This is a genomic window from Candidatus Protochlamydia phocaeensis, assembly GCF_001545115.1.
In the GTDB taxonomy this organism is placed as follows: domain Bacteria; phylum Chlamydiota; class Chlamydiia; order Chlamydiales; family Parachlamydiaceae; genus Protochlamydia_A; species Protochlamydia_A phocaeensis.
In genome coordinates this window covers 91,445-111,935 of sequence record NZ_FCNU01000032.1, presented here as the reverse complement: position 1 = coordinate 111,935, position 20,491 = coordinate 91,445, and the positions used below count along the sequence as shown (strand labels likewise).

Annotated in this window: 13 protein-coding genes; 7 read left to right on the top strand and 6 right to left on the bottom strand. The window is 44.0% G+C overall.

The genetic code is table 11. From position 1 onward, the window contains the following. The first annotated feature begins 3 nt into the window (after positions 1-3). Together sdhB and BN3769_RS13085 are read left to right on the top strand one after the other, a co-directional pair. Positions 4-774 carry a succinate dehydrogenase iron-sulfur subunit gene (gene sdhB, locus BN3769_RS13090; RefSeq protein ID WP_068471281.1) on the top strand — a complete coding sequence of 257 codons (771 nt, stop codon included), beginning with the start codon at positions 4-6 and terminating at the stop codon, positions 772-774. Positions 775-1,042: 268 nt separating this feature from the next. Next, a complete protein-coding gene (locus tag BN3769_RS13085; RefSeq protein ID WP_068471280.1) occupies positions 1,043-1,912 on the top strand; it encodes an FkbM family methyltransferase in 870 nt (289 codons plus the stop codon). Positions 1,913-2,121: 209 nt separating this feature from the next. On the opposite strand, the gene BN3769_RS13080 is transcribed toward BN3769_RS13085, so the two are convergent. After that, the gene (locus tag BN3769_RS13080; RefSeq protein WP_068471279.1) at positions 2,122-3,888 is read right to left on the bottom strand and encodes an NUDIX hydrolase; all 1,767 of its coding nucleotides are present in this window, start codon (positions 3,886-3,888) and stop codon (positions 2,122-2,124) included. Positions 3,889-4,413: 525 nt separating this feature from the next. Between BN3769_RS13080 and BN3769_RS13075 the strand changes: the two genes are divergently transcribed. From BN3769_RS13075 to BN3769_RS13065, 4 genes are all read left to right on the top strand, one after another. Continuing rightward, entirely contained in the window at positions 4,414-5,955 is a 1,542-nt protein-coding gene (locus BN3769_RS13075) for an ArnT family glycosyltransferase (RefSeq protein ID WP_068471278.1), read from the top strand. 512 nt (positions 5,956-6,467) lie between these two features. Next, a complete protein-coding gene (locus BN3769_RS15320) occupies positions 6,468-6,557 on the top strand; it encodes an AURKAIP1/COX24 domain-containing protein (protein WP_075882539.1) in 90 nt (29 codons plus the stop codon). Positions 6,558-6,800: 243 nt separating this feature from the next. After that, a complete protein-coding gene (gene mnmG, locus BN3769_RS13070; protein ID WP_068471277.1) occupies positions 6,801-8,687 on the top strand; it encodes a tRNA uridine-5-carboxymethylaminomethyl(34) synthesis enzyme MnmG in 1,887 nt (628 codons plus the stop codon). 3 nt (positions 8,688-8,690) lie between these two features. Beyond that, positions 8,691-9,404, top strand: a complete 714-nt coding sequence (locus BN3769_RS13065; RefSeq protein WP_068471276.1) for a lipoate--protein ligase family protein — start codon at positions 8,691-8,693, stop codon at positions 9,402-9,404. A 163-nt stretch (positions 9,405-9,567) separates the two neighbouring features. Here the strand turns inward: BN3769_RS13065 and BN3769_RS13060 are convergent, their stop codons facing one another. Next, the gene (locus tag BN3769_RS13060) at positions 9,568-11,457 is read right to left on the bottom strand and encodes a hypothetical protein (RefSeq protein WP_068471275.1); all 1,890 of its coding nucleotides are present in this window, start codon (positions 11,455-11,457) and stop codon (positions 9,568-9,570) included. Positions 11,458-11,753: 296 nt separating this feature from the next. Between BN3769_RS13060 and BN3769_RS13055 the strand changes: the two genes are divergently transcribed. Further along, positions 11,754-12,182 carry a DUF1761 domain-containing protein gene (locus BN3769_RS13055; RefSeq protein WP_068471274.1) on the top strand — a complete coding sequence of 143 codons (429 nt, stop codon included), beginning with the start codon at positions 11,754-11,756 and terminating at the stop codon, positions 12,180-12,182. Positions 12,183-12,598: 416 nt separating this feature from the next. Here BN3769_RS13055 and BN3769_RS14850 read toward each other — a convergent pair whose 3' ends face one another. The 4 genes from BN3769_RS14850 to BN3769_RS13035 all read right to left on the bottom strand — a co-directional run bounded on the left by BN3769_RS14850 (position 12,599) and on the right by BN3769_RS13035 (position 20,389). Then, on the bottom strand, positions 12,599-13,225 hold the full coding sequence (locus BN3769_RS14850; protein ID WP_068471273.1) for a hypothetical protein: 627 nt from the start codon (positions 13,223-13,225) through the stop codon (positions 12,599-12,601). Between the two features lie 235 nt (positions 13,226-13,460). After that, positions 13,461-16,010 carry a DNA ligase D gene (gene ligD / locus BN3769_RS13045; protein WP_068471272.1) on the bottom strand — a complete coding sequence of 850 codons (2,550 nt, stop codon included), beginning with the start codon at positions 16,008-16,010 and terminating at the stop codon, positions 13,461-13,463. 90 nt (positions 16,011-16,100) lie between these two features. Further along, positions 16,101-16,880, bottom strand: coding sequence for a non-homologous end joining protein Ku (ku, locus tag BN3769_RS13040; RefSeq protein ID WP_068471271.1), 780 nt, complete (start codon positions 16,878-16,880; stop codon positions 16,101-16,103). A gap of 254 nt (positions 16,881-17,134) precedes the next feature. Further along, positions 17,135-20,389, bottom strand: coding sequence for a glycosyl hydrolase (locus BN3769_RS13035; protein ID WP_079989567.1), 3,255 nt, complete (start codon positions 20,387-20,389; stop codon positions 17,135-17,137). Positions 20,390-20,491: the final 102 nt, after the last annotated feature.

Here is a 20,491-nt window from a genome sequence, read left to right as displayed (position 1 = left end):
GCTATGAGTGAAACCTATATTTTAAAAATTTTCCGCGGACATCCCGGTCATCAATATTGGGAAGAATTTGAGCTTAAATTGATTCCTTTTGCCAACATCATCTCGTCTTTAATGGATATTCAAAGAAATCCCATCAATATCAAAGGAGAAAAGGTGACTCCGGTGGTATGGGAATCGGGCTGCTTGGAAGAAGTGTGCGGTTCTTGTTCGATGCTCATCAACGGCTACCCACGCCAGGCCTGTACGGCGTTGATTGAACCGATCTTGAAACAGACGGGCAAATCGATCATTACTGTCGCTCCCTTAACCAAGTTTCCTCTTGTACGTGATTTAATTGTCGATCGCAGCCGCATGTTTGAGAACTTAAAAAAAGTCCATGCATGGATTGATGTCGACCATAGTTATTCTCAAGGACCGGGACCGAAGATTAGCCCGGAGAAGCAAAAGGTCATGTACTCTCTATCGACTTGCATGACGTGCGGTTGCTGCTCCGAGGCTTGCCCGCAAGTCAATGCGCATTCGGCTTTTATTGGCCCGGCCCCCATTTCTCAAGTGCGCCTTTTCAATGCCAACCCGGTAGGGAAAACGCAAAAGGCCCAGCGCTTGCGTCCTTTGATGGAGGAGGGCGGCATTAGCAGCTGCGGCGACAGCCAAAACTGTGTCCGCGTATGCCCAAAGAATATCCCTCTTACCGATTCTATCGCGGCTATGAGCCGAGATACGACGATCCAAGCGATAGAAGACCTTTTTAGTTTTCCAGAGCGCGAAGACTAGAGATCACTCTCAAATTAAAATTTTAAAGGGATCCCACGCATGTCTGCCTTTAGCATGGATTCAAATGTCTAAATAACTTTAATGCTCAAGAGATAGGCAGGCGCTGCGATCCTCTTTAAATTCCCTTCTATTTTTCTTTCAAAACTTCTTCGCTTATAAAAGAAAGGATTGTCAAAGGAATGCGGAATCGGTAAGATCGCCAGGCAAATCAAGAACTATTAGCAAGCCGGCCAAGAAGAAAGTTAAGTTGCTTTACCTGAGTTTATATATGCTAAAGAAATTGAAAAAGATTCCGCATTATGCCCGGAAATTATCAAAAGAGGCCTATGCGCTTGATATTCTTCGTTTAGTCCGTCATGTCAAGCCAAAGCACTGGCTCATTGCCTTCGCTGCCTATGCGGATAGGCGCTCGACTGCCGTCGAAATGACGCATCAGCTGGGCATGCAAGATATCCAATTACTTTTAAAAATTTTGCCTTACCGAGAGCAGCGGCTGGCTAAGAATTTTTATTTGTGGCGTTATGGAAATCGCACGTTTTGCGCGACTTATATGCAGTTTATTGGCATCTATGCGGAATATTTGTCCGGTCTATTCGATAATTTGTATGAGTGCGAATGGGAAAATAAAGCGGTATTGGATATCGGAGGCTTTGTTGGCGATTCTGCCCTGTATTTTTTAGAGAAGGGAGCCAGCCAGGTCATCATTTATGAGCCCTTGGCCGAAAATGTGGTGTCCCTAAAATATAATTTACAGCCTTTTACAAATAAAATCAGCATTCATCAACAAGCGGTAGCTAAGGAAGAAGGGGTATTGAACTTATCTTCCAATACGCCGGGGGGCTCTCTCGGATTTGGAATGGAAAAGGGGAGCTATCAAATTCAGTGCGAGGGAACGACTTGGAAACACATTCTCAAGCAACACCGTATCGATATAGCGAAAATTGACTGCGAAGGAGGAGAGCAATACTTAGTAGATGTTCCTGCAACTGATCTACAAGCTATTTCTTATTGGATTATAGAGACGCATAGCCCCGAGATCGACGCTCAAGTCCGTAAAAAATTTCAAGAAAGCGGGTTTGATTTAATAAAAGAGGTGACGCTTACGCCATTAGTCCGGCTTCTACACTTTAAAAAGTAAAATTAGGCTTAAGAAGCTGTCCCAAAGCTGCCATCAATTAACCCAATTAGGGCAGAGACAAAGTTAACGCAGGCGGAATGGCGCAAAATTTAAGCTCTTTTAATTTTGCGCCATTGCGTCTCTGCGTCGACCTTGGACAGAGGGGAAGTGAGTCCTTTTTAAATAAATTCGAATAGCTAATGCTAAATTTCAAGCGTATTTAAAAACTTTTATTCCCAGTCTATATCGCTTACTTCTTCAGTGTCATTTTCGTCCGGTAGGCGATCTATAATGCTTTGCATAAGGCTAGCAAAGTCTGTTCCGGCCTTTGAAGGATCATCTTTCTTTTCTGCTTGAGAAAAACGGTCTGGACTTTCTTCCGATAATTTTTTTAAATTATTTTTATTGAAATTGACGATGGAAGATAGCAAATCAGAGCGATCCTCATAGCGGTTGATCGTTGGCCGCTCTTCTACAGAAGAGGGGAGGGATTGAACGCTTTGCGTTTCCGGTTTGCTGACTTTTGGCAAGTCAATGCTATCGTCATCACTCTCATATTCGCTTTCTTCTTCAATCGCCTGTCTTCTAGCAGCCAATTGACTTGATAATAAATCAAAAACCCCGTCTGTCTGTTCCGTAGCAATGGGTTCGGATGCCTTTGTCTCGGCTATATGCCTGCTTTGAGGCGAGAATAGCTGAATAAAGGGGGGTGGGGTGGGAATTGATTGTGGATGGAGAATGTCTTGTCCGATCTCCACTGTTTTGCGGGCGGACTCCAGCTGAGCGGGCCGATTAGAGGTTTGCTCTTCTATTATTGGTTCGACAATAGCCGGCACGCTTGTTTTGTCCTCAAATTCAATAGCTGGTTGTTCAATCGTTGGAAGAGCTTGTTGAAGAGAAATTTTGCTAGCCCCAATTGCTTGTCCCTCGATGATAGAAGGGGGAAGAGCTAATCCAGCAGGCTCTTGGGTAGCTTCCTTAGGAGATGAAAGAGAGCGGGGAGGCAAAGGAGGAGGCGTTCTTTTTCTTTCTCTAGGAGGAAGAGGGGGAGGCGTCTTTTTTTCTTCTTTAGCTGGAACGGGAGGCAATGGCCGATGATGGACTTTGACTCGCTCCCGTAGCGGAGAAAGGGATGGCTGAGGGATGAACGAATTTTCTTGCGAAGAAGGAGGAACAGCGCTCGCTTCGGTCTTCTTGAAATGATTGGAAGATTGGCGCTGGATGAGATCTGCCAGCACTTGTTTGAATAAAGGCTTAGGTTCAATATTTGTTCCTACCGCTTCAGATGGAGAAATCGAGGCATGGGGAGAAGGATTGTTAATGGGAAGCGAGCTTGGCTGAAATGCAGAAGAGGGGCGAACAAAGGCTTCTGGATGAGGCAGCTGTCGGGCCTGTATGCGAGAAGGTTCAAAAGAGGGATAGGAAGGGGAATTAAGCGTAGAAGATTTTTCCGCTTGCTTTAAATGATAAACGGTTTGTCTACTAGAGCTTAACCAAGAAATCGTGTGCTGCGCCAAATGGTAAATTTGCTCTATAAGCTCGCTTTTTTTCTGCTGCACATAATCAACATAAGAATAGTATGTTACGTTTTGTATAGTGGGATCAATTTCAATTTGATAGCGAAATTCTTGCTGATATAGGTTCTCCGGCCTTAAAACCTTAATTTGAGCGTCCAATTGTTGAACTTGACCTAACTCTTCTTGAAGTTCCTTAATGCCCGCTTGCAACATTTGAACTTTCTCTATAGTCCCTGCATTTGCCTGTACGTGGCTTTCCCATTGGCCCTTCTTATCTGCTATGCTTGCATACAAGCGGTAAAATGAATTTTCAAAATCCTCAACTGTCGGAATGCGAGGCTGTATAATGGGATAATGAAAAAAATGGCCTCCATAAGGATTGGAGACATAAGAACTATAAGAATTTTGATGCGGATAATTTATATGCGGATAAAAATTTCCTGGATTGTAGGGATGATAATTTCCATGTATACTGTTCATAAACAAACCTTTTTTATTAATTTATTACGAAAATGTTTCTTTTTGTTAATTGATTAACGAGTTTATTAAACAATAATAAATAAATTGTAATATTGATTTATTAATTAATAATAAAATATTTGTTTTGTTTTATGAGGTTTATATAAAGAAAAGCCTTTGCAAGGCTTTAGGAGGATGTCTTAAAACCGCTAATGGCCATTCTTTTCTCCTTGAGAGAAAAGAATCTCAAATATCGATGATTATGGAATTTAATAGACTCTCTAAGAAAGGGTAATGGTAAATTTTTAAGAGAGGTGAAAGGGAGAGAAGGGCACTTTTTTTGTAAGCAAATACTCTTGGATCATGTTATGATCGGGCGCCTTAACTTTTCCATTTTATTAGGCGTGTCATCAATGAGACAATGGCGTGTATTCAAATTCTGGGAAGAAAATCCCTTCGAATCTGGGCATTGTTTCATTGATGCCATATGCCGGATGCCAATAAATCAAATGCCTATTTGCCTGTTTTAAATTTTGAGCGCAGTTTATGTTATATTCATCTTCTTTCTATTTTAAGCGGCTTTCTTTATTGCTGGCCTGCAAGGCCTGCCTAATGCTTGCCTTCATTCTTTTTGCCGGCATAGGGCTAAGCCCGGATGAGGCGCAGTATTGGACATGGAGCCAGCAGCTTGATTGGGGGTATTACAGCAAGCCGCCTGGCATTGCTTGGCAGATTTGGTTGGGCACGCGCTTGTTTGGAGACACGGAATTGGGTGTGCGTAGCTTGTCTGTCATCTTGTCGATTGCGCAGGCTTTGGCAGTTTTCTTTACAGCGCTTCAGGCCGGTTTGCAGGCCCGTACGGCTTTTTGGAGCGGCGTATTGATGGCTTTTTGCCCCATCGGCATGTTGGGGTCTTTATTGGCCATTACGGATGGAGGCTTCTTGCTCTGTTGGACATTGGCTGTCCTTTTTATGGTCTCTGCCTTGCGTGAGTCTAAAGAAGCCAATCCTCTTTTAATAGGCGGATGCATATTGGGGGGGGCGCTTTTTAAGTGGCCCATTTATCTATTTTGGATATTTTTCTTATTGGCGCGCCATTGGTGGTTTCCGCATCAGCCTTTGCGTAAAAGCTTGCAAGGAATGGCCTTTTCGCTAGCTGGCCTTTTACCCAGCTTTTGGTGGAACTGGTCGCATGATTGGGCCACATTTCGCCATGTGTCTTCTACGGTACAAGGGGGGCACGGTTCCCAAAGCGGCAATGTTTTAGAATTTATCGGATCGCAAGCCCTTCTACTTTCCCCGCTTTTATTTATCCTTTTATGCTTGGGGATGCGGGCTTGGCTCAAACAGCGTCGGCACCTTTCTTCCCCGCTCTTCTTTTGCGGGTTCATAACGCTTGCTTGCCTGAGCGCTGGGATATTGGCAGCTTTTTTTCAAAAAATTCAAGGGAACTGGGTTGTTTTCGCTTATCCCACAGGACTGATCTTTTTAGGGTGGTTTGTTTTTGAAGCGCATGTGATAAAAGAGGGGTGGTTGAAAGCCGGATTGGCGTTATCCCTTTGCTTGACGATCTCTGTTTTTCTGTTACCTTTTTTGTATGCGTCTTCCATCCGGCGGCCTGCCATTCTCTCTTATCGCTTAAATCCCTTTAAGCACAATGTGGGGTGGGCGCATTTAAAAGAGGCTTTATCCCATTACGGCTATGACCCGCAAGAACATTTCCTTTTAAGCGATAAATATCAAACGACAAGTATTTTAAGCTTTTATAATGAAGGGCAGAAGCGCGCTTATTTTCTCAACCTGCATGGAGTGCGGAAGAATCAATTTTCCTATTGGCCAAGTTTGCCGGAAGAACAGCAAGGAAAAAGCGGTTATTTTGTTTGGATAGAAAACCATCCGCACTTGGAAAGGGAAGGAAAAAGCAAATTGGTTTTTTATTTGGACCGACTAAAGCCTTATTTTGAAACGGTGGAATTCTTGGAATTTGTTCCTCTATTTTATGATCGGCAGCAAGTTGTTAAAGGGGCATTGCTCTTTAAATGCGAGAATTGCCAATCCCATCAGCCGGATGACCCTGACTTATATTAGGGACATGCCCTAGGAGATCCAAGTAGGGAGAAAATACTCTCCAAACTCCGGTTAATGCACTCTCTAACAGGTGCACGTGCCCGGTTTCATTTGAAAACCGCTTATGACGATGGAAACAAATGCTAGGCAAACAATTTTAAATCCATTATAATGATTATAAGTCACTGCTAATTGGGATATTCGGACGATAAGCCAATCAACGATAATCTATTTTTTTAGGGACCACGACGCCAAGGGAAAAGTTTTAGGTTTAAACCTATTATAACCGGAACTTTGGGAAGCGGACCCACTTTTACAAAATGTGTTGATAGAGCACATTCCAGTCCCTTTTAGCGGTGCTTTTTTTTCTATCTCCTCTTTATTTATCTTTAAAATTAAATTATTTCTTTGTTTTCAATCTCCCTCTTTCCTCATACTTAAATTCTTAGTCTTTACATTTTATCGTTTTTTTTTTAGTATAGTTCCATGTTTGCAAGTTTAAGCAAATAACCTGAATAAGTAGTGGAGAGGATATGTCTTCTGTTAAAAAGAAGCGCAAGTACAAAATTGCGAAGCACAAGCGCAAGAAGCGTAGCCGACGTGATCGGCACAAGGGAAGATAGGACTTAAGCGTTAAGCTAAGTTTTATTTTTCTCATTTGCGGGCTGACTTTGCTGAGTTAAGCATTTAGCCCGCAAACCATTTTGAAGTATAATCGATATCGCCCTCATTCTCAGTGATGATTTTTTCATTAGATTCTCTTAAGTCTTTCTCCTTCTTTTATGTTGGGTTTCCCCGTATATTTTTTCGTTAATCGTATAAACCGTGTAATAAGCACTCTAAGTTGTAAGTAAGGATAAGCTAACATGTGGAAATTTCCCGTTCGATATGACGTCATTGTAGTAGGCGGAGGACACGCCGGTTGTGAAGCTGCGCTAGCGTCTGCCCGCATGGGACTGCGTACGCTGCTGCTTACCATGAATTTAGATACGATTGCCAAAATGAGCTGCAATCCTGCTGTCGGGGGGATTGCCAAAGGCCATATGGTCCGCGAAATCGACGCATTAGGCGGCGAGATGGGAAAAGTCATCGATGTCACAGGTATCCAATACCGTATGCTCAATGCCACCAAAGGGCCTGCTGTCTGGGCTCCGCGCGCGCAGGCGGATAAATTGGCATATCAAACAGAGATGAAGCACAGGCTGGAAAGAACGGCCAACTTAGAGATCAAGCAAGGGACCATTGAAGATTTAGTTGTGGTCAACGACCGCGTTTGCGGCGTCATTACAAAGGAAGGGATTGCCTATGACTGTCAGGCAATTGTCATTTCTTCCGGAACTTTTTTACGCGGCCTCCTGCATATCGGAGAGACGAATTATTCGGGAGGACGAGCGGGGGACCAGCCTTCGGTTGGCATGTCGGCCAGCTTAGAAAAGTATGGATTGAAATTAGGCCGTCTCAAAACGGGGACGCCTCCTCGCGTCAATAAGCGTTCCATCGATTATAGCCAAACGGAAGAGCAGCCTGGAGAGCCGGGAGTAAAATTTTCATTTGATGAGGAAGGGCTTCCGCGCCTGCCGCAAGTTTCTTGCCACATTACTTATACGACTGAAGAAACCAAGCAAATCATTTTGTCCAATATCCACCGCTCGCCGATGTATTCGGGGAAGATTAAAGGCATTGGACCGCGCTACTGCCCATCGATCGAAGACAAAATTGTGCGCTTCTCCGATAAAGAAAGGCATCAGATTTTTTTGGAGCCTGAAGGCTTATCGACGCAAGAGGTCTATGTCAATGGCGTCTCTTCCTCTTTACCCTTCGACGTGCAGCTGGCCTTTATCCACAGCATCCCAGCCCTCCGCAACGCAGAGATCATGCGCCCGGCTTATGCCATCGAATACGATTACGTCACCAGCGGGCAAATTGACTTTTCTCTTGAGTGTAAGAAAATAGAAGGGCTGTTCCTGGCAGGCCAAATTAATGGAACATCAGGCTATGAAGAAGCGGCCGGCCAAGGCCTTATCGCCGGGATCAATGCCGCCAACAAAGTAATGGGCAAATCGCCCCTCATTTTAAAGCGTTCCGAGGCCTATATTGGGGTCATGATTGATGACTTGGTCACCAAGGGATTGGATGAGCCTTACCGAATGTTTACGAGCCGAGCCGAGCATCGCTTGTTGCTGCGCCAAGACAATGCGGATTTGCGGTTGCGTCGCTTTGGTTATGAAGCGGGGCTGATTGATCGAGCACGCTATGAACGTGTCTGTGAAAAAGAGCGGATCCTTAAAGAAGAGAATGTCCGTTTGGGAAAAATTTTCAAGCAAGTGGGTGGCAAAGGCTATACAATTGCCCAGCTTCTTTGCCGGCCGGAAAATACCTATGCTTCTTTACTACAGGACTACCCGGATGTTGTCAAAGACTATGGGGAAGAAATCAACTTTCAAATTGAATTGAGCTTGAAATATGCAGGCTACATTGACCGCCAGACGACCGAAGTCGCTAAGCTTGCCCATGTGGAGAGCTTGGTCATTCCTGAAGGCTTTGATTATGCAAGCGTCCATGGGCTGCGCAATGAAGCGCGACAAAAATTGAGCAAAGTCGCTCCGCAAAATCTGGGCCAAGCGTTGCGCATCTCAGGCGTATCGCCTGCCGATATCTCCATTCTAATGATTGCGCTCATGCGCCAGACAAAGCAGGCAGATAGTCCGTTTGATTCCTCTGCTCCTTCAGCAGGGTGCTGCGATCTCGAGTAAGGCATGGAAGTTCTGCACGTTGTTCAGCTTAGCCAAGTGCCTATCCTCCAGCAATTGCAGTGGGAAGAGGCCTTATTGCGGGCGGATGCGCGCAACTGGTGCCTGATTAACCAAGGTTCTCCGCCGGCGATAGTCATGGGCATTTCCGGAAAATGGGCAGAGCTTATCGATCTGGAAAGAATAAGGCAAGCCCCGCTTCCCGTCGTCCGTCGCTTTAGCGGAGGAGGCACGGTTGTCGTGGATGAGCAGACGCTTTTTATCACGTTTATTTGCAACACTTCCTTTATTCCCATTCCTCCTTATCCCTTGCCCATTATGCGTTGGACAGAAGAGCTGTATCAGCCGCTTTTTCTTCCACATGCGTTTAGCTTGCGCGAAAATGATTATGTAATTGATCACAAAAAGTTTGGCGGCAATGCTCAGTCTATTTGTAAAAACCGCTGGCTACATCATAGCTCTCTTCTATGGGACTATACTCCAGAAAGGATGAGCTATTTACGGCTGCCTCCCAAGATGCCCGCTTATCGGCAGCAGCGTTCGCATGCCGATTTTCTTTGTTGCCTTGGCAATTATTTGCCATGTCCAACGCAATTTCAAGAGCGTTTGCTTCAGCGCCTAGAACAGTGCTTTTCTCTTCAAGTTTGTGAGCAAGGTGAATTGGAAAAAATTGCTGTACGTCCGCATCGCAAGGCGACGGTTTTGGTCGATTGCTCCTAAGAGGGGATTTAACCCCCCTAATAATCGATAGTTGAGGTTATTTTCTTCCTAGGAGGCAATAGAAGAGAACGGGCCATATTGAGTGAATATGGCCCGTTTTCTCCTATCGCTTCCTCGGGGAAAAGAATGCGAATCTAGGTCATTAGCGGTTTTGATACACCCTCTAAGAGGCACTCAACTGTTCCCATCTTCGGCTGACCCAATCGGCCCGCGCTTCCGCGCCCTGATTTTTTAATTCCTGTATAAAAGCGCGTACGAGGGCTTCATTGTCTTCATGCTTCACGTGCAGTTTTTCCAGAAAAAGGGTAAGAGGATGGGGAGTGGGGGAGGGAGTTGGAAAATCTAATAGCCCTAAATACTTAGTGGCTTCTTTTAAAGCAAAGTCTCGATGGGGAGTGTTATTTAGAATAAAAATCACCTCATTGATGAAAGCAGAGAAATTATTCTCTTGAAAATGCTTGGCTAAACGGGCCGAAATATTTTGTCGAATTGTTTTATAGTGAGCAAGTTTAGTGCTGACCAAATGGAAAGCCGGATGAGCAAGCATATCTGGTTGAAGGGCATCGGGATGGCTAATAAAGAATCTAAATAAGGCAAGGGAGAGATGTCTTAAATGCGCATAGTTTATCAAATCGCTAGATCCGCACGAGAAAACAAAGGCTTCTTGTTCTAATCGATCAAGTAAGCATTTAAAATGATCAAGGGCTGCTTGAAATTCAGTCGGCTCTTTCGCTATTTGCATAAGAACTCTTTCAGCTTCTAATTTGGCGACGATGGAGGGCAGGCAGGCTTGAATATGCTCGTCTAATTGCGGTTGGTTGTCCTTAAGATATTGTAAAAATAGGTGCACTTTGAGGATTTTATAAAGCGCCCATTTTTCCGTCAAAGATAGAGACGTCGAATCCATTTGCATAATTTGATGGCGGAAGAAAGCCATTAAGTTCTGCATAGTACATGTTCCCGCATTCTGGGCGGCATCGTAATCCTCTTCATTCTCTGAGGGGGGCAATAGGATACCGCCTTGTCCGATGGCATCATAGATCCAGTTATAAACAAAGTCTATGTTCTCGGCCTTTCCTAAGACAATATCCTTTGTTTCCCAATGATTTTTATTGAGAAGGGAAGCGGCAGGCACCTCGTCGATAACAATGTAGGTTTGATAGCGGTGAGAAAAATTTTCCAATTGGCAATGCCAGTGAAGGCCTAATCCCGTATTGTAATGGATTAGGCGAAATTTTTCGGGGGAAATTCTCTGAACAAGCAAACTTGTCAGATGGCCTACACATCCTAAGGGAATGAGCAGGCTCTCTTTTACTTGTAAGTTAGCTAGCATTTCCAAAATATGATTTGTATAGGAAACTTCGGGAATAGCTTTTTCAAAGAGAGGTTTCATATTAATAGAGAAACGCATGCGATGCAATTCAATGAAGTTTTGTAATAAGGGAGTGAACCGTATTCTTAAATGCGATAAGATTTGCCTAAAATCCTCGGTTAACATCCAATTGGCCTGATGGTCATCCAGTTTCTCAAAGGCATCCAAGAATTTTTTAGTTGTAATGATGCCCAAGGATCCTTCGTATTTTCTTTCCGGGATGAATAATTTATCCATCATCAATTGCATGGCAATATGATTCATACTTGTTTCTGGACTGATTTTTTCCGATAACTCCTTTAGTTGCCTATGGTTTTCTTCTATTATTTTCTGCGCTTTCTCTATCTTTTTCTTTTGATCATTTATCAGTTTATTTAGTTCTTCGGAAAAAGAGGGTTTAATAATTTGCATTTGCCCAGCTGGTTCTTTGATCTGCATGCGATTAGTAGATAATTCAACCGTTTGTTCCATGTCTGAAGGCAAAGCAGGAGAACAGCATAAAAAGGGTGTGCGTTTAATGCGGGCAGCCAGTGAACAAGGAAGATGGAAGAATAAATATCTCAGCAAATCCAAAGCTTTGTGGGCAAGATGAGAAATTAGCTGGATTAAGCTTGGAGTTGTCTCCCTTAAAGAAGGGAAAGAATGAAAAGAAAGAAGTGGACAGACAGAATTGATTTGCATGAAAGTTACTTAATCAAGTTATTACTTAATAATGATAATAATTTAAATTATTTTAAATGTCCTGTTAATTGATAGCCATTTTAAATGGCGTTTTGCTAGTTGCAATTGTTTTTCTATTTTAGCCAGGCATTTGCTAAGAGGTGGACTGGTTGCGCGAGATCAATTCCTCTACTAATAAATCCTTTTATTTAATGGCAGGAGATTCGGTTGATAGGGAAATTAGCCATTGACCTGGTTCAGTATTTTAAGTAAAAAAAAGATTTCACAAATTTAACTTTGACACAAGGAGAAAAATTATGCTTTCAGATGCAGTCTCTGTAAATTACGTGGCTGTTGTAATTGCGGCGGCAGCCTACTTTATTTTAGGGGCGATTTGGTATGCACCCACCATGTTTGGCAGTCGTTGGATGAAGCATGAATGGGGGCAAGAAGAGCAAAGGCATCGTACACCCACGATACTTGCTTATATTGGCGAAGTCATTATTGCTTTAATTATTGCCTATATTTTGGCTTTGCTCTTTGAAGTTACCCATACGACCGATATGTTAGAAGGCATCGTTTTGGCTTTATGGATTTGGTTGGGATTTATTGCCACCACACATTTTTCAGCTGTTTTATGGGGCCGCAAGACTTTAAAAAGTTTTTTTGTTCATGCGGGCTTCATGCTATTGGGATTATTAATCATGGGCGCACTCATTCCACTTGTTAAAGCGTGGTTCTTTTAAAATGCATGGGCTGAGAAATAAATTTTTTCAGCCTTCCTTCTTCCTTCCTTTTTTCGATTCTATCCATTTAAAGCCCGTTTATCGGTTCAGAATAGCTTTTAGCAGAGTATTCTAACATCAATCGAGCTGGGTTTCTTTTAATCTTTTTTATTTGGATTGATCCGCGTGTGAAAAAAATAATGGCATTTCATCTTTTCAGGCTATTTTCAACAAGAATAAATTGCATGAATTTAAAGAAAATATTTTAATGAAAATTGAACATCCAAACAAAGGAGGATTATTATGTCACGGGGCGATAAATCGAGTTATTCAAATAAGCAGCAAAGGCAAGCTGAACACATTGAAGAAGGTTATGAAAAGCGCGGTGTTGATGAAAAAGAAGCCGAGAAGCGAGCTTGGGCAACTGTAAATAAAATTTATGGCGGCGGACAAAAGAGCGGATCGGCCAGCAAAAAATCTTCAAGCAGCTCTTCTAAATCAAGTTCTGCAAAGAAAACATCCAGCGGCACTTCAGCTAAAAAATCTGCTGCAGGATCTAAGAAAAGCACATCCTCACATTCGGCATCTAAGGCTGGTGCTTCAAAAACAAAGCCCTCTTCAACCGGGACAGGAGCTAAGAAAAGTTCCACAGCTGCTCGTTCGGCTTCTAAGTCAACAGGGACGAAAAAGACGGCTGCAGCGGCACCTAAGAAGAAAGCCTCAACAGGAACTAAAGCCGCAAGCGCAAGCAAAAAAGCTTCAACAGGAGCGAAAAAGAGCGCGACTTCCAAAAGCACCGCGGTTAAGAAAAGCACGGCAACAAAATCAACAGGAACAAAAAAGAGCACGACAGCTAGAAGTCCAGCGTCTAAAAGTTCAGCATCAAGAAGCCCTACATCTAGAAGTTCTACTTCTAAAAGTACAGCGGCTAGAAGTTCTGCTTCTAAAAGTACAGCAGCTAAGAAAAGTACAGCCTCCAAAAGCGCAAGTGCTAAAAAAGCTCCTGCTAAGAAATCTTCTTCAAGCAGCAAATCAAAAAAATCTTCTAAGAGCTCAACAGGCATCTTGGGATCATTATTCTCTTTTTAATGAAAGAGAGCTCTTTTTATTAAGCGTAAGATCGCTACAGAAGGGATGGCAATCTCTTCTATAGCGATCTTATTTTTTTAGGAAAGGGTTTAAAAATAGAAGTGGCCTTCAGGTAAGAAAATATCCAATCGGATGCCGGAGGAAAAATTAGCTATCTAGCTAAGTAAGCGAATAGCTTTTCTCTTAAAGGAAAATAGGCGGATAGAGGCTTTAAAGCTTGATCGATTTGAGAGCTTTTCGCAAATTAATTCCCTTTCCAAGAATGGGCTGAAATAAATCGCCGACTTTTTTAAAGCGCTTTAAGACTGTCTTTATTGTAAATTCAACAGGTGTCAGTCCCGGCTTGACTTCTGGCCATTTTAAGGGGGTCGAGACAGTCGCTTCTGGTTTAGGCCTTAAGGAATAGGGGGCGACAACTGTTTGGCCAAAGTTATTCTGCATATAATCAATGTAGACTTTTTTCTGCCTCTTTCCAGGGCTGCGCTCCAAGGAGGTAAGATCGGGAATTTGATGATGGACATAATACGCAATTAATTTGCCGAATTGATTCGCTTCCTCATGCGTATATTGGGCTCCCAAAGGAATATAAATATGCATGCCTGTTGCACCCGATGTTTTGCAAACGCTGGGAATGCTCCATTCCTCCAAGCATCTGTGAATCGTCTGAGCAACTTCAATGACTTGATCGAATGACGTATTTTCTGGATCCAAATCTAAAATCATATAGTCGGGGTAAAGCAGTGATTGAATGCGGGAGTTAAATGGATTGAGATCAATGCAACCTAAATTGGCGACGTATAGAAGGCTGTCTTCGTCTTCAATTAAAAGATAGCGGACGTCATGGTCTTCGTGACGGACAACCTCTGTACGTATCCAAGAGGGGGCATCTGCTTCTTTTTGATAAAAGCTCGATCCTTCAATGCCATTGGGATAGCGGCGCAAAGTCTCGGGACGGTCTTTTAGATAAGGTAAGATCAAGGAAGACACTTGCCGGTAGTATTCGATTAAATCACCTTTCGTATAGCCTTCTTGCGGCCAGTACATTTTATCTAAATTCGTCAGCTGTAATTGGGAAGAAGAGGCTTTGCTCTTGCCCTTGGAGCGGGAAACAGGGGAATTGGGAGTAGAAGAAGGCGAAGACTTCTCCGAAGAAGAATCTTCTAAAGCATCTTTGACAGAGACCGTTTTCTCGCGAACCACTTCTTTGGGATTCTTATCTTCCCTGAAATCCACAAAGATGGCCTGCCGCATTTGTCCATCCTTTGTCCACTCGGCAAAATTCACTTCGCAAACAGTGTCCGGTTTGACCCAGGTGGCGGGAAAGCGGGTTTTAGGAGGAGGGGTAAAGGGGCATTTCTTCTGCACTAATGGGAGCAGGCGGTCGTAGACCTCCGCCAATTTCTTGCGATCGAATCCGCTGCCTGTGTGGCCGACATAGGTTAAACGGCCCTCATCATCATAAACTCCCAATAGGAGTGCGCCGAAGTGTTCCCGGGCTCCTTTTGGGGCCGTAAAGCCGCATATAACCGCTTCTTGCCGCTGATGGGTTTTAATTTTCAGCCAATCGCCGCTGCGTCCTGTCTGGTAGAGGCTATTGGCCGCTTTGGCAATGATGCCCTCAAAATTTTCCTTTAAGGCTTCTTTGAAAAATGCGATCCCTTTCTGGGCGATGTGATCGCAAAAATGAATGTGGGGAGCGTGGGGAATAATTTTTTTTAATAGTTCTTTTCTTTCGATGAGCGGAAGATGGCGCAGATCATAGCCTTCCAAATAAAGAAGGTCGAAAATGAAATAGACTAGCGCGCCTTTTTGCGTTCGCTGATAATTTTGTACAAGTTGAAAAGAAGGGCGACCGTCTTCATCTAGGACGACAATTTCTCCGTCTAAAAGGGCATCGACTTGCAAGGTTTTTAAATCTTCAATGATGAGAGGAAAACGTTTGTTAAATGACTGGGCATTGCGCGAATATAAGTTGACCGTCTCTTGCTGGACTTCAGCCAGGGCCCGATAGCCATCCCATTTAATTTCAAAAATCCACTCTTTGGCATCAAACGGCTCTTCCACTAAAGTGGCAAGCATGGGTTTGACATTTTTTGGCATGGGCGTTTGCTGCAGATCTCCTAGATCGTCTTTATTTTCCGACTTGGGAGAAACTTTGCGCTTAGACGTTTTTTTCGAAGAAGGCTTTTGCTCTTCTTCTCCTCCCAAGGTGCGATCGGATAGGACCGACTCATTTTGGTCGGTAATATCTTCGCGACTGGCATAGGGATCTTTCTTTTTAATGAGCAGCCACTGCCTGTCTCTGCCTTTTATCTTAATGAGAGAGAATTCTCCTTTAAGCTTATGTCCATTTAAAATGAAATTTAAGTGTCCTTCTTCCAGCCCTTTTAATAATAAGCGCTCGCTTTCTTCTCTAGAAGATGTCCCTACCGCCTCATAGGTCCCTTCATCCCATACAATCACCTCGCCGGCCCCATAATTGCCTTCGGGAATCGTTCCTTCAAAGGTGCGGTAATCAAAAGGATGATCTTCGACCTGGACAGCAAGCCTTTTATCGGCAGGATCGAGGGAGGGGCCTTTGGGGACTGCCCAGCTCTTTAGCACGCCTTCCATTTCCAGGCGGAAATCGTAATGCAAATGAGAGGCCTGATGCTTTTGTACGACAAAACGCAATCCTTTAGCCTTAGATCGCTTCATTTCACCTTTAGGCTCCGCTGTCTCTTTAAAATTGCGCTTGCGCTGATATTCTTTAAGTCCCATGTTGTTCCTTAGCCGGTATGTTGAAGTTTTCCCTATTCCAATCGCAGATCCTTAGATTGGGGGAGATTGCGTTCTATCTAGGGACATGCTCTAGGCCGTTTTGCGATGGTGGCCTTCCAAGCTTTCCTTGAGCATGGTCATAATGTCTTTTACGTCGGTAATCTTCGGCTCATGCCCTTTGGTGCGCGGCTTTCTTCCCTTTGCCTTGTCTTCTATAATAGATTTGAGCTCTTCTGTATAGGTGTCGTGGTATTGCTCCGGATGAAAATGGGTCGTCAGCTGCTCGATTAACTTAAGCGCCATGACGACTTCTTTATTTGAGGCTGATTCTTTTTCAGGAATATGAAGCTGGCCGGCGTCTTTTAATTCACTCTTGTATCGCAGCTGATTCAAAATCAAAATATTGTCATGGGGCTTGATGACCGCCATATGCTCGCGGTTATGCAGGACAAATTTAGCTAAGCCGATTTTTTTAGATTTTTTGAGCGCTTCGCGCAAAAGCACATACGCCTTATCCGCTCCCTTGCCGGGTTCTAGGAAATAAGGCTTTTCATAATAAATGGGATCAATCTCTTTCTCATCGGTAAAATCAACCATATCAATGGTTTTTGTTTTTTTTATATTTGCGCGTTTAAAATCTTCATCGACTAAGACAACATAATCGCCCTTTTGGTATTCATACCCTTTAACGATGTCCTCATAAGGGACTTCTTTTCCATCGGATTTGCAGATCCTCGCATAACGAATAGGAGAAAGATCTTTTTTATGCAGCATATCAAAATTCAATCCATGATCTTGTGTAGCGCTGTAGAGGCGAACGGGAATATTAATCAGCCCAAAGCTCAAAGCACCGGACCAAAGAGCGCGCATAAAAGCCTCCTAAAAATAATAATTACTTTTTGAATAACAGAGATAAGTAGAAAGGTCAATAGATCTCTTGCCTAACTGGCAGTATGTGAGATGCGGGTTTTTGCCCAATTGGTTTGTTCCTGATCTTTTGGGCAAAAAACTCCAAACTCAGGTTATTAGCGAACCAATTGAGAAAATCATCTCAAATAAGAGGCCCCTTTCGGTAGACAAGAGAAAAAGAGAGAGCAAAGCCCTAGGGCTTTGCTCGGAAAGAATTAATCAAGCGTTGCACTTGAAGGCGCCTCGTGCATGAGGCCTTTCTTCTCGTAGGAAAAAGAATAGTCCACAACGGATTCGGCAGCAATCGGTCTGACGAATTCCCATTGCTCGCCGCAGGGATTCATTCTGCCATGGCAAAGCGTGCCATCTTCTAATTGATAGTGCACATGAACGGCTTGGGTTTCCTGCGAAGGAATAAACCAGAACTTGGCAAACTGGTCATCTAGGAGATCTAATCCTTTTTGAAAATAAAATTTTTCAGTGGGGATGTGCGTTTCCTCAGCTTCTGCGTTGTCTGCAATCAGCTTCGCCGCAGTTGCCGGATGGAATAGATAGTTATACCATTTTGTATTGGTAGCGGAGTAATTGATGTTGTCATAAGTGAACATCAACGTAATGGTCGCCCCGTCCGTTAAAGGCGTAATGGTATAGGTCCAGGTATTATTGTTATTTTGCATGCGCACGTTCATGGGCGCCCCATTATTGACAATGTAGTGCAAATCCACGAAATGGGACTGCACTTTAGATTGAAAAGAGATCTGCAAGCTATTTGTTCCTGGAACAACCGTCGCCGTAAAGTCATTGGTCGAATCAATGACATTGGGATTAGGCGGAGGGGGGTTAGGGCTGTCTCCACATTTATAGACATGCTGGCTTGGCTGGCTATTGGCGGCCTTGCCATTGTCTTCATAGGTATAATAATAATTGACCGTATCTCCATTATTAAGGCCAACGACGGTGTATTGCCAAATGCCATTTTGATTGACCATGTTGGCAGTATTGGCCGTGCCATTATTGATGGCATAATTCAGTTTGACATACTGAGTCGGCCAATTAGGTTTAAAAGAGAAGGTCACTTCTCCTCCATCGGCCAGCTGATCAGTAAATTGATGCTGAGGCGGGGGAGTAGGTGTCTGATTTGAAGCCGCAATGGCATGAGCCGGAACATTCAGCTGGACGCCATCTGAGAAAGTCACCGTGACGGCAGCATTATTGGGGTTGTAAGCAACGTGGTTGCGTACGCCATTCTTGTTGAAGACAGCATAAGTGGGAATATTTGCCGTCACACTTGTATCGACTCTGCCCAATTGGTCAATATTGTGCAGCCAGTGATACGTATGCGCTTTGCTATCGCCAGCTTCCGGGCCATAGTTTACATTCTGATTGAATTGATTGATGGCCGTGGCAGGATCATATAAAGCTTCTATGCTCATATGAATATCGCGCCAATAATCTAGATGGGCAGAGCCTCCATTGTTTAACATGAAAGTTTGATTGGCCTTCATGTAGTCAGGATATTGCCCGAGATAGAGCATCCCTGGCTGGATAGGCAGGAAGTTGATGCCATGGAAAGCCTGGGCCGGTCCGCCGAACCAAGTGGCATAAGCGCCTCCATCTGACCAGACCATTCCCAAAGTAATGGGAATGAAATCAGAAGGGAAAACTTGATTGTCGACGTCAAACCAGTATTGCGGAATAGCGGTGGTTGCCGTTGTATAGAGATAAATTCCCAGGTCGCGAATGGTTTGGTCTCCAAGAATGGATCCCCATAAGATCAGGGCCGAAATAAAATTGATCTCTTCTGAAGAAGACTCTTCGTTATTATCGGAAGCAAAAGCTGCAGGACCTGCTGCCCAGCTATGACCGGCATAGATATCGAAATAGCGCAAGAAAGGAAACGTTTGATCGTTTCGGTTCCAGTTGGCCACATCTTTAATCAGCATCTCGACCATTCCGCCCCATTGCCCGACTTGAGCCCAAGCGGGATCATAATTGGCTACAATGGCGGCTGCCATGATAAAATAACCATAATGGAAGTGATGGTCATTTAATTGCGTATCGCTTCCATAGCTGGCTGGATAGCCAATTAGCGTGTGCCAAGTCTGGTTGTAGTAGAAAAGCTGTCCGGTTTTCCCGCTCAACCAGGCCTCTAACCTTGTTTTGACTTCCGCCAGAAAGAGGTCGCGTGCGGCTGTGTGCTGAACTTGATCGGCAATGGGAATCAAATGGGCGATTCTAGCTAAAGCCTTTCCCATCCAATAGGTATCCGTTCCCGCGTTTGTTCCGTTCCATCTGTCTTGCGGCGATTGTTTGAAGATCGCATCGATATAGCCATAAAGCTGATTGGTGCTATAGCTGTCTACGCCATCTTTGGCAACATTGGGCAAGAAGGGCAGAACGCCGGCAAAAGGAATGCTGGTGGTAAATTGGGCTGCATCCACGACTTTCATCAAGCCGTGAGGAGAGGTGTACGTATAAGCGGTAACCGGATCGCTTGAGTGCAGCCAATGGTGGCGGCGAAGGGCAATTAGAGGGCGGTTGACATTCGAATTATTAGGTCCCGTTTCTTGCAAAGTTGTTTGGACCGCATAAGTCGCTTTCATCAAAGCCTGCGCTTGATCGTAGTTCCAAGATACTTGCGTATTGGTGACAAAAGCATAAGCATGCTGGCGGAAAAATTCCAAAGTTGAAGCTTGTTTATCTGGTAGAACAGCGACCGAATAGTAGTTTTTCCCATTTAAATTGGACTGCAAAGTGTTACCGCTCACCGTCCAGCTTGAGCCGGATGGGGCGAAGATTCCATATTGATGTCCATTAACAGTTACGCCAACTACTCCGTTGTTGTTGTACCATATACTAGGAGAGCTTGAAAGATTGATTTGAGCATTGCCTCCTGTTTTAGTCACATAGACAAAAGGCAGACCTTCTCCAAAAGTCGCTTGCATGCTTTGTCCGTTAGCCGCCCAATTGGCTGTTACAGTCCAATCTGTATAATTGCTGACTTTTGTATCAGGCGAGCTTAATCCAACTAAGCTTAAGACAAGATCCGCTGTATGCGGAAAATGATATTCCTGCGCTTTAGTTCCATCAGGAATCGGGTTATAAGGAGTGACAAAATGATTTGTCGGATATCCCACTTCTAATCCTGCTGCTTGGGCCTTAAAAGAAAGTGGATGGGCGAACATGTTATCCGACCAGGCATTTGATGGATTGAATCGCCAAATGAGAGAACTCCACCAATCATTAGTCGTAGGAGCTAGCGGAAAATTGGACACTGTTTTTGGTGTTGCAGGATTGTTATTGCTGTCTGAGGGAACTTGCCTACCGGCAGGAAGGTCTGTTGTATACCCTCCGGCCCCGATGGGAATAAAGGCGGCATGAGCTGTTGCAAATAAAAACATTGAACTAAGCGCAGTGCCTACTATTCCCCAGCTTGTGGAGTGTTGGGTTAAATAGTCTCTCCATGTCATGATGATGACCTCCAATAAAAGTTGGAAGATTTAAATCAAAGGGTGATATCCCTCCCTTTAAGTTTAGATAATAAGAATGCGATAGGGCAGGCCCATTCGCAT

Excerpts from the sequence above, each read along its gene's own strand:
- sdhB (WP_068471281.1), top strand. The coding sequence starts at position 4 with ATGAGTGAAACCTATATTTTAAAAATTTTCCGCGGACATCCCGGTCAT.
- BN3769_RS13085 (WP_068471280.1), top strand. The coding sequence starts at position 1,043 with ATGCTAAAGAAATTGAAAAAGATTCCGCATTATGCCCGGAAATTATCA.
- BN3769_RS13080 (WP_068471279.1), bottom strand. The coding sequence starts at position 3,888 with ATGAACAGTATACATGGAAATTATCATCCCTACAATCCAGGAAATTTT.
- BN3769_RS13075 (WP_068471278.1), top strand. The coding sequence starts at position 4,414 with ATGTTATATTCATCTTCTTTCTATTTTAAGCGGCTTTCTTTATTGCTG.
- BN3769_RS15320 (WP_075882539.1), top strand. The coding sequence starts at position 6,468 with ATGTCTTCTGTTAAAAAGAAGCGCAAGTACAAAATTGCGAAGCACAAG.
- mnmG (WP_068471277.1), top strand. The coding sequence starts at position 6,801 with ATGTGGAAATTTCCCGTTCGATATGACGTCATTGTAGTAGGCGGAGGA.
- BN3769_RS13065 (WP_068471276.1), top strand. The coding sequence starts at position 8,691 with ATGGAAGTTCTGCACGTTGTTCAGCTTAGCCAAGTGCCTATCCTCCAG.
- BN3769_RS13060 (WP_068471275.1), bottom strand. The coding sequence starts at position 11,457 with ATGCAAATCAATTCTGTCTGTCCACTTCTTTCTTTTCATTCTTTCCCT.
- BN3769_RS13055 (WP_068471274.1), top strand. The coding sequence starts at position 11,754 with ATGCTTTCAGATGCAGTCTCTGTAAATTACGTGGCTGTTGTAATTGCG.
- BN3769_RS14850 (WP_068471273.1), bottom strand. The coding sequence starts at position 13,225 with ATGCCTGTTGAGCTCTTAGAAGATTTTTTTGATTTGCTGCTTGAAGAA.
- ligD (WP_068471272.1), bottom strand. The coding sequence starts at position 16,010 with ATGGGACTTAAAGAATATCAGCGCAAGCGCAATTTTAAAGAGACAGCG.
- ku (WP_068471271.1), bottom strand. The coding sequence starts at position 16,880 with ATGCGCGCTCTTTGGTCCGGTGCTTTGAGCTTTGGGCTGATTAATATT.
- BN3769_RS13035 (WP_079989567.1), bottom strand. The coding sequence starts at position 20,389 with ATGACATGGAGAGACTATTTAACCCAACACTCCACAAGCTGGGGAATA.